12 protein-coding genes and 1 pseudogene are annotated in these 14,405 nt (G+C 71.9%); 12 read left to right on the top strand and 1 reads right to left on the bottom strand.

What is annotated here, in order from left to right; translation table 11 throughout:
* Positions 1 to 9: 9 nt before the first annotated feature.
* From ACX9MN_RS18825 to ACX9MN_RS18770, 12 genes and pseudogenes are all read left to right on the top strand, one after another.
* A pseudogene (locus ACX9MN_RS18825) lies at positions 10 to 1,548 on the top strand (carbohydrate porin).
* 211 nt (positions 1,549 to 1,759) lie between these two features.
* On the top strand, positions 1,760 to 3,268 hold the full coding sequence (locus ACX9MN_RS18820; RefSeq protein WP_489725049.1) for an ATPase domain-containing protein: 1,509 nt from the start codon (positions 1,760 to 1,762) through the stop codon (positions 3,266 to 3,268).
* Complete coding sequence (locus ACX9MN_RS18815) at positions 3,255 to 4,295, top strand: sensor histidine kinase (RefSeq protein ID WP_020094777.1); 1,041 nt, start codon at positions 3,255 to 3,257, stop codon at positions 4,293 to 4,295. The genes ACX9MN_RS18820 and ACX9MN_RS18815 overlap by 14 nt, the downstream gene beginning before the upstream one ends.
* Before the next feature lie 142 nt (positions 4,296 to 4,437).
* Positions 4,438 to 4,800 carry a hypothetical protein gene (locus tag ACX9MN_RS18810; protein ID WP_489725048.1) on the top strand — a complete coding sequence of 121 codons (363 nt, stop codon included), beginning with the start codon at positions 4,438 to 4,440 and terminating at the stop codon, positions 4,798 to 4,800.
* Positions 4,801 to 5,257: 457 nt separating this feature from the next.
* The gene (gene msuE / locus ACX9MN_RS18805; protein ID WP_489725047.1) at positions 5,258 to 5,830 is read left to right on the top strand and encodes an FMN reductase; all 573 of its coding nucleotides are present in this window, start codon (positions 5,258 to 5,260) and stop codon (positions 5,828 to 5,830) included.
* Positions 5,831 to 5,838: 8 nt separating this feature from the next.
* On the top strand, positions 5,839 to 6,810 hold the full coding sequence (locus ACX9MN_RS18800) for an aliphatic sulfonate ABC transporter substrate-binding protein (protein WP_489725046.1): 972 nt from the start codon (positions 5,839 to 5,841) through the stop codon (positions 6,808 to 6,810).
* Positions 6,811 to 6,827: 17 nt separating this feature from the next.
* Positions 6,828 to 7,877, top strand: a complete 1,050-nt coding sequence (locus ACX9MN_RS18795) for a sulfonate ABC transporter substrate-binding protein (RefSeq protein WP_489725045.1) — start codon at positions 6,828 to 6,830, stop codon at positions 7,875 to 7,877.
* A complete protein-coding gene (gene ssuC / locus ACX9MN_RS18790) occupies positions 7,877 to 8,659 on the top strand; it encodes an aliphatic sulfonate ABC transporter permease SsuC (RefSeq protein ID WP_056527222.1) in 783 nt (260 codons plus the stop codon). The genes ACX9MN_RS18795 and ssuC overlap by 1 nt, the downstream gene beginning before the upstream one ends.
* Positions 8,659 to 9,546 (top strand): ABC transporter ATP-binding protein, encoded by an 888-nt coding sequence (locus ACX9MN_RS18785; protein ID WP_170868163.1) that lies wholly within the window; start codon positions 8,659 to 8,661, stop codon positions 9,544 to 9,546. The genes ssuC and ACX9MN_RS18785 overlap by 1 nt, the downstream gene beginning before the upstream one ends.
* Before the next feature lie 118 nt (positions 9,547 to 9,664).
* The gene (gene ssuD, locus ACX9MN_RS18780; RefSeq protein WP_020094784.1) at positions 9,665 to 10,840 is read left to right on the top strand and encodes an FMNH2-dependent alkanesulfonate monooxygenase; all 1,176 of its coding nucleotides are present in this window, start codon (positions 9,665 to 9,667) and stop codon (positions 10,838 to 10,840) included.
* Between the two features lie 141 nt (positions 10,841 to 10,981).
* Entirely contained in the window at positions 10,982 to 11,251 is a 270-nt protein-coding gene (locus tag ACX9MN_RS18775) for a hypothetical protein (protein WP_012318328.1), read from the top strand.
* Positions 11,252 to 11,532: 281 nt separating this feature from the next.
* On the top strand, positions 11,533 to 13,788 hold the full coding sequence (locus tag ACX9MN_RS18770) for a cyclic nucleotide-binding domain-containing protein (RefSeq protein ID WP_489725044.1): 2,256 nt from the start codon (positions 11,533 to 11,535) through the stop codon (positions 13,786 to 13,788).
* 34 nt (positions 13,789 to 13,822) lie between these two features.
* Here the strand turns inward: ACX9MN_RS18770 and ACX9MN_RS18765 are convergent, their stop codons facing one another.
* Positions 13,823 to 14,218, bottom strand: a complete 396-nt coding sequence (locus ACX9MN_RS18765) for a DUF3307 domain-containing protein (protein WP_091682595.1) — start codon at positions 14,216 to 14,218, stop codon at positions 13,823 to 13,825.
* Between the last annotated feature and the right edge of the window lie 187 nt (positions 14,219 to 14,405).

The following is a 14,405-nucleotide window of genomic DNA, read 5'->3' as shown; positions in this document are numbered from 1 at the left end:
GAGTCACACATGGGAAAGCATCGGGGAAAGCATTGGCGATGGGCCGCGCTCGCGTTCTGCGCCGCGTCGGTCACGGCGGGCGCGCGCCCGGCGGTCGCGCAGGTCGAGGCGACGGCCCCGGACGGGGGACCGTCCCTGGTCAATCCGGGACCGAAGGCGAGCCCGGCGCAGAAGGCCCGGTATCGGGCGAACCGCGCCCGGCGGCGGGTCATCCGGGAGGCGCGGAGCTTCTCGGGCGCCAGCAGCGCCGCCGCCAGCCTCGACGTGCAGGGCAGCAGCGCGACGCCGCCCAGCCTGCCGCCGGGCACCCTCGATCTCGGCAACGGGATCAGCATGGTCCTGAACTACACGGGCGAGTTCGCCGCCAACCCGTCCGGCGGCATCCGGCAGGGATCGGCCTATGCGGGCCAGATCGCGTTCGGCCTCGACGCCGATCTCGCCCGCCTCGCCGGCATCGACGGCGGCTCGGTCCACACCGTCGTCACCCAGCGCCACGGCCGGAGCCTGGCCCAGGATGACATCGGCTTCAACGGCAGCGTGCAGGAGATCTACGGCGGCGGCCAGACCGCCCATCTGACGCTGCTGTCCTACGAGCAGAAGCTGTTCGACAACCGGCTCGACATCGAGGTGGGCCGCCTGCTCGCCAACCCCAACTTCCTGGCTTCGCCGCTCTACTGCAACTTCCAGAACAACGCGACCTGCGGCGCGCCCAAGTCCATCTTCAAGCTGACGAACTTCACCTACTGGCCGATCGCCACCTGGGGCGGCCACGCCAAGGCCTGGGTCAAGAACAAGGTGTTCCTGCACGCCGGCATCTACGAGGTGAACCCGCGCGACCAGCTGCCGACCCGGAACGGCATCGACTGGTCGACCAGCGGCGCCACCGGATTCCTGGTGCCGGTGGAGGTCGGCTACGCGACCAATTTCGGCAACGATCCGCTGCCGCGCAACTACAGCATCGGCGCCGTCTTCGACCGGTCGGACTACAAGGATCCCGTGCTCGACCAGCGGGGCGGGGCTCAGGTCTTCAGCGGTCTCGATCCGCTGACCCGGTTCGGGCGATCGGCGGTCTACGCCCGCTTCGACCAGATGGTCTAGCGGCCGGACCCGAGCGGCGTCCAGGGCCTGTCTGTGTTCGGCGTCGTGATCGGCGGCACCGGCGGCCGGCAGACCCAGGATTACTTCCTGGAGGGCGGCGCCGTGCTGACCGGCACCTTCCCGGGTCGGCCCTACGACACCCTCGGCCTCGTCTTCGCCATGGAGAAGCTCTCGCCGCTGGGCACAGCCAACATCCGGGCGGCGCGCGCGTCAGTGGGGCTCGGCACCCGGAACGTCGAGTCCATGCAGACCATCCTGGAGCTGAGCTACGGCATCCAGCTCACCCCGGCGGTGCGGCTGATGCCGAACCTGCAATACGTGATCGACCCGGACCAGACCCGCTTCCCGTTCCGCCCGAAGCCGATCCCGGATGCCTTCGTGATCGGTGCGAAACTGTCGGTGGACCTGTTCACCCTGGCCGGCCTGGCGAAGGGGCCGGGCAGCCAGTAACACGCCGACCACCCCGGCGTCCGCGCCCTGCGCGCGTCGCGTTCCCCGGGAACTGGGCGCCGGGGAGGGGCATCCTGCAACCGTGAGACGCGGGGCGCGACCGCCGGCGGCGTTTCGCGCCCCGTGCGCCATCGTGTACGAGACCGGGCTCCGCGTTCCGTCACGCGGTCGACGGGCCGCCCGCCCGCGGGACGACGGCAGGGACCTGGACATGGCAGTGACCGATCACGACGCGGCACCGGTCTCCACCGGGGTGACCGGCCTCGACCACATCCTGGCCGGCGGCTACGCGTCCCAGCGCTCGCACATCATCGAGGGGCGGCCCGGATCCGGCAAGACGACGCTGGCGATGCAGTTCCTCCTCGACGGCGTACACCGGGGCGAGCGCTGCCTGTACATCACGCTCTCGGAGAGCCGGCGCGAGCTCCTGAACGTCGCGGAGCGCCACGGCTGGTCCCTCGACGGCATCGAGATTTGCGAGCTCGTCGCGCCGGAACTCAGCCTCGACCCCGGGCAGCAGCAGAGCCTCGTCCACTCGTCCGACCTCGAGCTCGGCGAGACCGTCCGGATGGCGATCGCCGAGATCGAGCGGCTCAAGCCGCAGCGCGTGGTGTTCGACAGCCTCTCGGAGATCCGGCTGCTCTCGCAGGGATCGCTGCGCTACCGCAGGCAGGTCCACGCCCTGCGCAGCTTCCTGCTCATCCAGAACACCACGGCGCTGCTCCTCGACGATCTCACCGCCGAGACGGACGACCTGAACCTGCACAGCCTCAGCCACGCCGTGATCCGGCTGGAGCAGCTCGCGCCCCTGTACGGCGGCGAGCGGCGGCGCCTGCGCGTGATCAAGATGCGCGGCACGCCGTTCCGGGGCGGTTTCCACGACTACGTGATCCGGCGCGGCGGGCTCACGGTGTTCCCGCGCCTCGTCGCGGCCGAGCATCTCGGCACCTTTCCCGACGACCGGTGCGGCACGGGCAGCCCCGAACTGGACCAGCTGCTCGGCGGCGGCCTCGACCGGGGCACCAGCACCATGCTGATCGGCCCGTCCGGCGTCGGCAAGTCCACGGTGGCGCTCACCTGCGTCACCGCGGCGATCGCCCGCGGCGAGCGGGCGCTGATCCTCAGCTTCGACGAGACCACCGGCGTCCTCAGTCGCCGGGCCCGCGGCCTCGCCATGCCGGTCGACGACGCGATCGCCGCCGGATCGCTCATCGTCGAGCAGATCGACCCGGCCGAGGTCTCGCCCGGCGAACTCGCCGACATCGTCCAGAACGCGGTCGAGCACCGGGGCGTGACGACGGTCGTGATCGACTCCCTGACCGGCTATCACAACGCCATGCCGGAGGAGAATTACCTGCTCCTGCAGATGCACGAGATGCTGACCTACCTGAACCAGCAGGGCGTGCTCTCGCTCCTCGTCCTGGCCCAGCACGGCATGATCGGGGCGATGGGCGCGACTGTCGACCTCACCTACCTCAGCGACACGATCCTGCTGTTCCGCACCTTCGAGGCCGACGGGCGGCTGCGGCGCGCGATCTCGGTCGTGAAGAAGCGGACCGGCAGCCACGAGGACACGATCCGCGAATTGCGGATCGACTCCGGCGGGATCCGCGTTGGCGAACCGCTCAGCGCGTTCCGAGGTATCATGACCGGCGTTCCGACATTCGAGGGTGAGCGGTCGTCGCTCCTGCCAACCCGCGCGGCTGATGACCGAGGCTGAACTGCCGGTTCTCATCTTCGCGCCGGGTGGCCGCGACGCCGCCGTCGCCGCGGCGATCCTCGGCGAGGCGCGGATCGCGGCACAGGTGTGCGCCAGCCTCGCGGACGTGGTCTCCCGGCTCGACGCGGCCGCCTGCGCGGTCCTCACCGAGGAGGCGCTGCTGTCCTCGAACCGCCAGGCCCTGGCGGACTGGATCGCCGCGCAGCCGCCCTGGTCCGATTTCCCGTTCATCCTCCTGCGGCTGCGGGGCGCCGAGCCCAACGCGCAGCTGACCGACATGCTCGGCAACGTCAGCGTGCTGGAACGCCCGTTCCACCCGGCGACGCTGGTCATGGCGGCCCGCTCGGCCCACCGCGCCAAGCGCCGGCAGCTCGAGGCGCGCGCCCATCTCGAGGAGCGCGAGCGCACGACCGAGCGGCAGGCGCTCCTGATCCGCGAGCTGCATCACCGGGTGAAGAACACGCTGGCCACCGTGCAGGCGCTGCTCGGGGCCTCGGCCCGGTCCGCGACCAGCGTCGACGCGTTCTACGCGTCGTTCTCGGCGCGGGTGATCTCGCTGGCCAAGACCCACAATCTCCTGACCGAGGATTACTGGCAGCAGGCGCCCCTGCGCGAGATGCTGATGAACGAGCTCGGGCCCTACAACGACGTCGAGGGCGCCCGCATCCAGCTGGACGGCCCCGCGATCGACCTGATGGGCGACCTCGCGGTCCCGACCGGCATGGCCATCCACGAGCTGACGACCAACGCGGCCAAGCACGGCGCCCTGTCGGTCCCGGAGGGCCGGATCGCGATCCGGTGGGATATCGAGCAGACGCCGGCCGCCCGCATGCTGCACCTCGACTGGACCGAGCGGGGTGGTCCGGCCACGGCGGTGCCGACGCGGAAGGGCTTCGGCTCGACGCTGCTGCAGCGTGTCCTGAAGGTCCAGTGCCAAGCGGACATCGCCTTCGATTTCCAGCCGGCCGGGCTGCACTTCACCATGCGGGCGCCGCTGCCCGAGACGCGCGTCGTCCCGGCGTACTGAGGCGGTCAGGGTTCCGGACCCGGCGCCGCGCTGGTCGCGGGGTGTGCGCTTTCACACAGAAGTGTCTTGCCTTCTGCGGTTCTGATCGAACTTATCGCAGGTGCGAGATTTAGGATGTCGCAGCACAGCGATACGTCTTGCGATGAATAGATTTGCTCCTCTCGTGGCGGCCGCACTGGCCTGGGCCGTGTTCGGTACCTGGGCCGAAGCCCGTCGCTCGTCCTTGCAGAAGGACGTTCCGGCACTCCGCCCGGGGATCGAGGCCGATCTGGCCGCGAGAAACTGTCCGGCCGTCCGGATCGACACGAAGCGTTTCCGTCAGTTCTCGCGCGAGAACCATCTGAACCACGCGGACTTCTTCACGAAGAAGCGCTCGGTCGCCCTGCAGCACGACCTCGACGCGGAGCTGGCGCTGCTCCGGGAGCGTCCGGAAGAGGCCTGCGCGCAGATGTGGACCAAGTACGGCGACGACGGCACCGTGCAGCATCTCCTCGTCCGCAAGTAGGCACCGCCTGCCGATCCGGAGCGGCAGGGCGCGTCGTCAACGACGACGCTGGCGACCGCGAGGGTGTCAGCGCGGGCGGCGTTCCGGTCGCGCCGGCCTCCCCCGCCGCCCCGGATCCCGGGCTTGGCGATTCGGTTCCGAAACCGCCCACGTATCGAGAACACGCTTCTCCCGCCGGGCGCATTGAGAGAATAAAACCCCGTCTCTCGCGCGGATGAACCACCGGCACGCAAGATCTCGCGCCCGTTCTGCGCGGCGGTCGAGATGAAATTCCATATTGGTCGCCCGGTTTCGGGGAGAACGTTTTTCCTTCACCGGGCAATTGGGAACGCCGTTTCATTGACGGCGGAAGTCGCAGCCATCAATTCTAGCGGCCTGTTCGGATGTCCGGCCGCGCAACCTCCGCTCTTCGGAGACGGGGCGGTCCGTCATCCTGTCTCACAGCAAGGCATCCGGAATGACACGACCGAGACTCGTCGGGCTGAGCGCCAACGTGCAGCGGCCCTCGAAGACCCGCACGCTGGTGGATGCCGTGCTCCGCGAGGCCAGCGCCCAGGCTGCCCTCGACGCGGAGATCCTCGACTTCGTCGATGCCGGGACCGGCCTCGGCGCCGCCTGGACCCGCGACCAGCTCGCGCCGGCCGCGCGCGGCGTGCTCGCGGCCATCGAGGAGGCGGACGGGCTGGTCGTCGGCTCGCCGGTCTACAAGGGCGCCTATACCGGCCTGTTCAAGCACCTGTTCGACCTGGTCGATCCGGGGGCGCTCGCCGGAAAGCCCGTGGCGATCGTGGCCACGGGCGGTGGCGCGCGCCACGCCCTCGTGGTCGAGCACGCGTTCCGGCCGCTCTTCGGCTTCTTCGAGGCGCTCCAGATCCCGACCGCGGTCTACGCCTCCGATCCAGATTTCAGCGACGGCGCGCTGACGGAGGCCGGGGTGCGCGCCCGCGCCCGCGAGGCCGGCGGGCAGCTCGCCGCGCTGCTCGTGCACCGGGCGGCCGCGGCGCCGCTCACCCTCGCCGCCGCCGAGTGAGCCGGCCGATGCTCGACCGTCGCGCCCTGCTGGCCGCCCTCGCGGCCCTGCCCCTAGCACCGGCCCTCGCGCCGGCCCTCGTCTCGGGCGCCCGGGCGGGCGAGCCCGGCGTGCTGCGGATCGGCTACCAGAAGAACGGCATCCTGGTCGTCGCCAAGCAGCAGAAGATCATCGAGAAGCGCCTGGAGCCCCTCGGATACGCGGTGCGCTGGGTCGAGTTCTCCTTCGGGCCGCCGCTACTGGAGGCCCTGTCGCTGGACGGGATCGATCTCGGCCAGACCGGCGACGCCCCGCCGATCTTCGCCCAGGCCGCGCGCTCCAACCTCGTCTACGCGGCCGCCCAGGAGGCCGGCGGCTCCGGCGCCGGGATCCTGCTGCCGAAGGGCTCGGAGATCCGCAGCCTCGCCGAGCTCAAGGGCAAGCGCGTCGCCTTCGCCAAGGCGTCGAGCTCCCACAACCTGACCATCGCGGCGCTGGAGAAGGCCGGCCTGAGCTACGCCGACATCGAGCCGGTGACGCTGGCGCCCGCGGATGCCGCGGCCGCCTTCGCCCGGGGCAGCATCGACGCCTGGACGATCTGGGACCCGTACTTCGCCATCGCCGAGCAGGGGGAGGGCGTGCGCGTGCTGGTGCGCGCCACCGACGTCACCCCGCAGAACAACTTCTTCCTGGCGAGCCGGCCCTTCGCGGAGAGCCGGGCCCCGGTCCTCACGGCGGTGATCGACGCCCTGGGCGAAGTGGCGGCCTGGTGCACGCAGAATCGCGGCACGGTGGCGGAACTCCTGTCGCAGGGCACCGGCGTGCCGCTGGCCGCGACGCGGCGGGCGGTGGACCGGACTGACTACGTGATCGGACCGATGACCGACCGCGTCGCCGCCGAGCAGCAGCGGGTCGCCGACCGCTTCCACGCCCTGAAACTGATCCCCAAGCCGATCCGCATCGCCGACGCGGTCTGGACGCCCCCCGCCCGCAACGGCTGAGACGACCGCAGAGAGCCATGATCGACCGATCGCCCCGCGCGCTGTCCCTGTCATCCGCCGGCGCCCCCGCCCCGAACCGCCGCCTCTTCCTGTCCGCCGGCCTCGGCCTCGCGGCGGCCGCGCTACTGCGGCCGGCCCGCGCGGCCGGCACCATCCGCATCGGCTACCAGAAATACGGGTCCCTCGTGCTGCTGAAGGCCCGCGGCACCCTGGAGAAGGCCCTCCAGCCCTTCGGCACCGCGGTGGCGTGGTCCGAGTTCCCGTCCGGCCCGCCGCTCCTGGAGGCGCTGAATGCCGGGGCGATCGATTTCGGCTCGGCTGGCGAGGCGCCGCCGATCTTCGCCCAGGCGGCGAGCCCGGAGCTGCGCTACGTGGCCGCCGAGCCGCCGGCGCCGCGGGGCGAGGCGATCCTCGTGCCCAAGGACAGCCCGATCCGCAGCGTCGCCGACCTGCGCGGCAAGACCGTCGCCCTCAACAAGGGATCGAACGTCCACTACCTGCTGGTGCGCGCCCTGGAGCAGGCGGGCGTCCCCTACGACGCGGTGACGCTCGCCTACCTCGCGCCGGCCGACGCCAACGCCGCCTTCGTGCGCGGCTCCGTCGATGCCTGGGTGATCTGGGACCCGTTCCAGGCCGCCGCCGAGCGCGCCACGGGCGCCCGGGTCCTGGTCGACGGGCGCGGAGTCGACGGGCACGCGCTCGCCCCCAACCGCCAGTTCTACCTGTCCCGGCGCGGCTTCACCGACACCAGCCCCGCGATCGTCTCGGCCGTGCTGCAGGCGATCGGGGAGATCGACGCCTGGGCCGAGGGACATGCCGACGCCGTGGCGGCGGAACTGGCGCCCTCGGTGGGCATCCCCGCGCCGGTCCTCGCCGTGGCGCTCGGCCGCCTGTCCTACGGCGTCGCGCCCCTCGACGCGGCCGCGATCGCCGACCAGCAGAAGGTCGCCGACAGCTTCCACCGTCTCGGGCTCCTGCCGAAGCCCGTCCGGGTCGCCGACGCGGTCTGGACGCCCCCCCGGCCCGCGGACGCCCTCAAGTCCGAGAAGCGGACGGAGAACCGCTGATGCGCCCCTCGAAGCTCGTTCGCCTGCGCGACTCCGCGGTGCCCTGGCTGCTGCCGGCCGCCATCCTGCTCGGCTGGCAGGCCGCGGTCTCGGCCGGCCTCGTCTCCAACCGCTTCATGCCGGCGCCCCTCGACGTGGTCCGGGCCGGCTGGGAGGCCGGGCGGACCGGGGAACTCTGGACCAATCTCGGCGTCAGCACCCTGCGGGCGCTGGCGGGCTTCGTGATCGGCGGCGGCATCGGCTTCGGGCTCGGCCTCGCCAACGGCCTGTCGCGCCTGTCGGAGCGGCTCACCGACACCTCGGTGCAGATGGTGCGCAACGTGCCCCACCTGTCGCTGATCCCGCTGGTGATCCTGTGGTTCGGCATCGGCGAGGAGGCCAAGCTGTTCCTCGTGGCGCTCGGCGTGTTCTTCCCGATCTACGCCAACACCCTGCACGGCATCCGCTCGGTGGATCCGGGCCTCGTGGAGATGGGCCGGGTCTACGGCATGTCCCGCACCGAGCTGTTCACCCGCGTGGTGCTGCCCGGCGCCCTGCCGTCGATCTTCGTGGGCCTGCGCTACGCGCTAGGCATCATGTGGCTGACGCTGATCGTCGCCGAGACGATCTCGGCCTCGTCGGGGCTCGGCTACATGGCCATGCAGGCCCGGGAGTTCATGCTGGTCGACGTCGTCGTGCTGGCGATCCTGATCTACGCCGCCCTCGGCAAGTTCGCCGACGCCCTGACCCGCCAGCTCGAGCGCGCCTGCCTCGCCTGGAACCCCGCCTACAGGAGCGCCTGATGCTGCTCGACGCCGTCCGCCGCGAGGCGCTTCCCGACCCGGGCACGGATCCGCGCCCGGCGCCCGGCGCCGCCCCGGGGCACAGGCAAGCGGATCTGCCCGCGGAGCCGCCCGCGGATCTGCCCCCGTCACCGCCGGCCCGCGGGATCGCCGTCACCGTCCGCGACCTGGACAAGAGCTTCGACGGCACCGCCGTCATCGAGGGCCTGAACCTGTTCCTGCCGGCCGGCGGGTTCACCGCGGTGGTCGGCCGCTCCGGCTGCGGCAAGAGCACCCTGCTGCGCCTCATCCTCGGGCTCGACACGCCCACGGGCGGGCGGATCGACCTGGAGGGGCCGGAGCGCTCCCCGCGCCGGTCCGAGCCGCCGAAGCGGATCATGTTCCAGGAGCCGCGGCTGCTGCCCTGGGCGCGGGTCGTCGACAACGTCGCGGTCGGCCTGTCGGGGCACGGCTCCCGGGCCGAGCGCCGGGAGCGGGCGCTCGCGGCGCTCGCCGAGGTCGGCCTCGCCGACAAGGCCGGGCAGTGGCCCGCCACCCTGTCGGGCGGCCAGCGCCAGCGCGTGGCCCTGGCCCGGGCGCTGGTGAGCCGGCCGGGCCTGCTCGCCCTCGACGAGCCGCTGGGCGCCCTCGACGCCCTGACCCGGATCGGCATGCAGGACCTGATCGAGCGGATCTGGCGGGCGCAGGGGTTCACCGCGCTCCTCGTCACGCACGACGTCGCCGAGGCCGTGGCGCTGGCCGACCGCATCCTCGTGGTCGAGGCCGGCCGGATCGCCCTCGACCTGCGGGTCGACGTGCCGCGGCCGCGCCGGCGCGGGGATCCGGACCTCGCCCGCCTCGAGGGCCGCATCCTCGATCACCTGCTCGGATCGCAGCCGACCGCCTGAACGCGGGGCCGCCGTTTCCCGGAAGCGGCGGCCCGCCCTAGCTCTCGACGATCACCGGACCCGCGCAGTCGGGTCCGGCTTTTCCGCATCCGGCCACCGGGCCGCACAGGAGATTCCGATGACAGCAGCCAATGACGGGCGCGCCGACGTCCTCTGGTTCCTGCCGACCCACGGCGACGGTCGCTATCTCGGCGCGCGGGAGGGGGCCCGGGACGTCTCGCTCAGCTATCTCCGGCAGATCGCGCAGGGGGCGGACGAGCTCGGCTATTACGGCGTGCTGCTGCCCACCGGACGCTCCTGCGAGGATTCCTGGATCGTCGCCTCGGCGCTGGCGCCGCTGACCAAGCAGCTGCGCTTCCTCGTGGCGGTGCGGCCGGGCCTGATGGAGCCCTCCGCGGCGGCCCGCATGACCGCGACCCTCGACCGGATCTCGGACGGGCGCCTCCTGATCAACGTCGTCACCGGCGGCGACCCGGTGGAACTCGCCGGCGACGGCGTGTTCCTGTCCCACGACGAACGCTACGCCGTCACCGACGAGTTCCTGACGATCTGGCGCGGCCTGCTCGCGGGCGAGACCGTGACCTTCCGGGGCGATCACCTGCGCACCGAGAACGGCCGGCTGATCTTCCCGCCGGTGCAGAAGCCCTATCCGCCGCTCTATTTCGGCGGCTCGTCGGCGGCCGGCATGGCGGTCGCGGCCGAGCATTGCGACGTCTACCTGACCTGGGGCGAGCCCCCGGCCCAGGTCGCCGAGAAGATCGCCGCCGCCCGGGAGGCCGCCGAGGCGAAGGGCAAGACCTTCTCGTACGGCATCCGCCTGCACGTCATCGCCCGCGAGACCGAGGCCGCGGCCTGGGAGGCCGCCGAGCAGCTGATCTCGAAGCTCGACGACGCCACCATCGCCAAGGCGCAGGAGACCCTGAAGCGGCAGGATTCCGTCGGCCAGAGCCGCATGATGGCGCTCCACGGCGGCAGCCGCGACAAGCTCGTGGTGGCGCCGAACCTCTGGGCCGGCGTCGGCCTCGTCCGCGGCGGCGCCGGGACGGCGCTGGTCGGCTCGGCCGACCAGGTCGCCGACCGGATGAAGGAGTACATCGATCTCGGGATCGACCGCTTCATCCTCTCGGGCTACCCGCACCTGGAGGAGGCCTACCGGTTCGCCGAGCTGGTCTTCCCGAAGCTGCCGCTGCGCGCCACGACCGGGCGGCCGGCCGGCAATGCCCGCAACGACGGCCCGTTCGGCGAGATCATCGCCAACGACCTCGTTCCGACCCGCCGCGTCAGCGCGCACTGACCGGCGGCCCCGCCGGCACGGGGCATGGCTGATCTGCGTTCGGGCAGCCCGGGCGTCATGGTCATGCCATCCTTGGCGCCCATCCGCACCGCCCATCGCCGCGCGACCCGCTCGCGCGGCCTGGACGAGCGTAGGATTTCGATGACTTCGACCAAGACGGCCCTCCTGGCCATCGGTCTGTGCCTCGGCCCCGCCGCGGCCTTCGCGGAGCAATCCCCGGCCCGGGAAGCCCTCAAGCAGTACTGCACCGGCGACTACATGGATTTCTGCAGCGCCTACGCGCCGGGTGGCCCGGAGGTCGAGGCCTGCTTCAAGGCCAACCTGAAGAAGCTCTCCCCGAACTGCTCGGCGGCGATCACCGCCTACAAGAAGGAGCAGCGGGCGACCAAGCGCGTCAGCGAGGCGCGCTGAGGGCCGAAGGCCCGTCGCGGCGGCCGCGACCCGGGAGCCCCCGACGGCGCGGCGGATCGGCCGATCCGCCGCGCGATCCACCGCGGCGATCCCACAATGCTGCCGCGCAGAAGCGGCCTGCACGATAATTTAAGCCGGCACCTGCCATCGGTTGAGAACTGGCGTGGCCAAGGTCAGGTCCTGCGATTCGGCGACGATCCGTGCACGTGATCGCACGGGATCTGCACCGGGATCTGCGATCTCCGCGCCCATCGGGATTTCGAGACGCGGGTACCGTGCCGATGACGACAACCGACCTGACGTCCGCCGGGACCGCATCCCCGGCCGGCGGCCGCGCGGCGATCCTGCGCGGGGCCCGCATCGGAGCGGCGGCGGCCGTCACCGTGATGGTGCTGCTCCTCGACCTCATCAGCTACTCCCAGCTCATCTTCTCGGGGCCGCTGGTGGAGAGCCGCGCGGCCGGCCTGTCGGCGCTGCTCGCGGCCTACGTGCTGGGCAGCCTCGTCTTCATCGCGCTGCGCCGCACCGCGCGGATCTCGCTGTCCTTCATCGGCGCGGCCGCGATCGTGCAGGCGGCGATCGCCTCGGCGGTCGCCGGGCAGCTCGAGGCCGCGGGCGTCACCGATCCGGAGACGGTCGGCCAGCTCGTGCTCGTCGCCTGCGGCGTCTCGACCTTCGCCACCGGCGTGATCTTCGCGTTGCTCGGCACCCTGCGGGCCTCCCTGCTGGTGCAGCTCCTGCCCTACCCGGTGCTCGCCGGCTTCCTCGGCGGCGTCGGCCTGCTGTTCCTGCGCAGCGGCGTGCAGATCGGCGGCCATGTCGACGACCCGCTCGCGGCCCTGCTCCACGCCGTCGATCCGGCGAACCTCGATCCGGGCCGGATCGATGCCGGGGCGCTCGCGCGCATCGCCCTGACCCTCGTGATCGGGTTCTGCGCCTTCTACCTCCCCCGGATCGTTCGGCACTGGGGGACCTACCCGACGGTGATCCTGTCGAGCCTCGCGGTGGTCCATCTCGGGCTGGCCTGGACGGGCACCAGCGTCGCCGCCGGGCAGGCATCGGGATGGCTGATCGAGCCGCTGCCGACGGGCACGCTGCTGCGGCCGCCCGCCATCGGCAGCCTGACGGCCTTCGATCCGCACCTGCTCCTGCCGATCTGGCCCAAGATCGCCACCCTGGTCGTCGTGGCGGTGATCATCCAGATCCTCTACGTGGTGAGCGTCGAGCTGGAGATCCGGCGCGACCTCGACATCGACCGGATGTTCGTCGCCTCGGGCGCCACCAACTTGGTCGGCAGCGTGTTCGGCAGCTCCGCGATGGGCTTCGGCCGGACCTCGACGCTGCTGCTGCACAACATCGGCGGCGGCCACTGGCTCGGCTGGTGGCTGACCCTCGCGGTCATGGCGGCGCTCCTCATCGTCGGCGCGAGCCCCCTGGCGCTGCTGCCCCGCCCGCTGGCCGGCGGCGCCCTGATCGCCATCGGCATCGGGCTCCTGTTCAACCTCGGCGTCGCCAGCCGGACCCTGCCGGGCTGGGAGATCGCCATCGCGCTGGTCGTGTGCACCGCCACCGCGTATTTCGGGGCCACCACGGGCTTCCTCGTCGGCGTCATGCTGGCGATCCTGATCTTCGGGGTCCAGTACGGGCAGATCGGCGCGATCCGCCGGTCGCTCTCCGGGGCGGACCGGCGCAGCAGCGTGATCCGCGGCCCCGACGCCGCCGCGCGGCTCGAGGCGGCCGGCGGCCGGACCCGGATCTACACCCTGCAGGGCTACCTGTTCTTCCTCAACGCGCAGGCGATCTTCCGCCGGGCCGCCGCGGAGGCCGGGGATCTGCGCGTGCTGATCCTGGATTTCCGCGAGACCGTGGGACTCGACAGCTCGGCGCTGATCGCGTTCCGCAAGGTTGGCCAGCTCGCCGAGCAGCGGCGCTTCGAGGTGCTGCTGGTCCACGTGGATCCGGTCGCGCGCCTGCTGATCACCCGCAACGGCCTCACCGCCGACCCGCGTGTCCGGATCCTTGACACGCTGGACGAGGCCCTGCGCGCCGCCGAGGCGACGCTCCTGGCGGAGGCCGGCGGCGCCGGCCCGGGGGAAGTCGCCGTCTTCGCCCGGCACATGGCCGACCGGCTCGGCAGCACGTTCGGCCCGGACGACTTCGCGCCCTACCTGACGGTCCGCGAGCTCGCGGCGGGCGCGGCGCTGATGCGCCAGGGGGAGGCGGCCGATGCCCTCTACTTCCTGGAGCAGGGCCTCGTCTCCATCGAGATGGAGGTCCCCGGCCGCGGCAACCTGCGCCTGCGCACCACCACGGCCGGCACGGTGATCGGCGAGATCGCGCTGGTCCAGGGCGGGCGGCGCACCGCCACCGCCGTCGCCGAGAGCCCCTGCCGGGTGGTCGTCATCGACCGTGCCGCCCTCGCGCGGATGGAGCGGGAGCGCCCGGACCTCGCGCTCGCCTTCCAGCGCTTCCTGATCCTGGAACTGGCCGGCAAGGTCTCCGACACGAACCGGCTGCTCGAGGCCGAGATGCAGTGAGGCGCCCGGCGGCGCCCGCTCTCCCGGTCAGGGGTCAGGCCGCCGCCAGCACCACGGCGAGCCCGAGATGGGTGACTTGGTGCAGGAACTGGTCGATGCCGATCAGCCACCAGAACCGGGCGTCCGTGGCCGGCAGGCGGGTCCGCTGGCCGACCAGCACCTTGCCGCGATCGATCCCCGTGTGGATCGCGAAATCAACGAGCGCCAGCCACCACAGGGCCGGCTTCACCGCCAGCGCGATCGCCAGCGTGCCGAGGCCGTGCAGGCCGGTATGGGCGCAGAGGGGCGCGAGCCAGGCGGACGACCGCTGCTTGCCCTGCGCCATCCAGTTGGTCTGAAGGAAGAAGTCCGCCGCGAGGTGCTTCACGGCGAACGCCAGGACCAGCAGCGCGAAGGCACCCACCGGGACGAGCGTATCGACGGACGGCATCGCGGCCCTGGCTCTCCTGCCGCGATCCTGCGGGGACGGGTTCGGCGGCGCGCACCGCGCGCCGAATCGAGGAAGCGCCAGCATACACGCGCCGACGGACCCTGGCGCGACCGGAAATCCGGCGCGGCCGCCGGCCCGATCTCGGGCGTGTCACCGTGGAATGCAGAGTCCGGAACGATTTCCCGCC

The sequence above is a fragment of the Methylobacterium sp. 1A genome (assembly GCF_058072805.1).
Note: the sequence above shows the minus strand (reverse complement) of the source record. Positions and strands in the feature narration are given on the sequence as shown.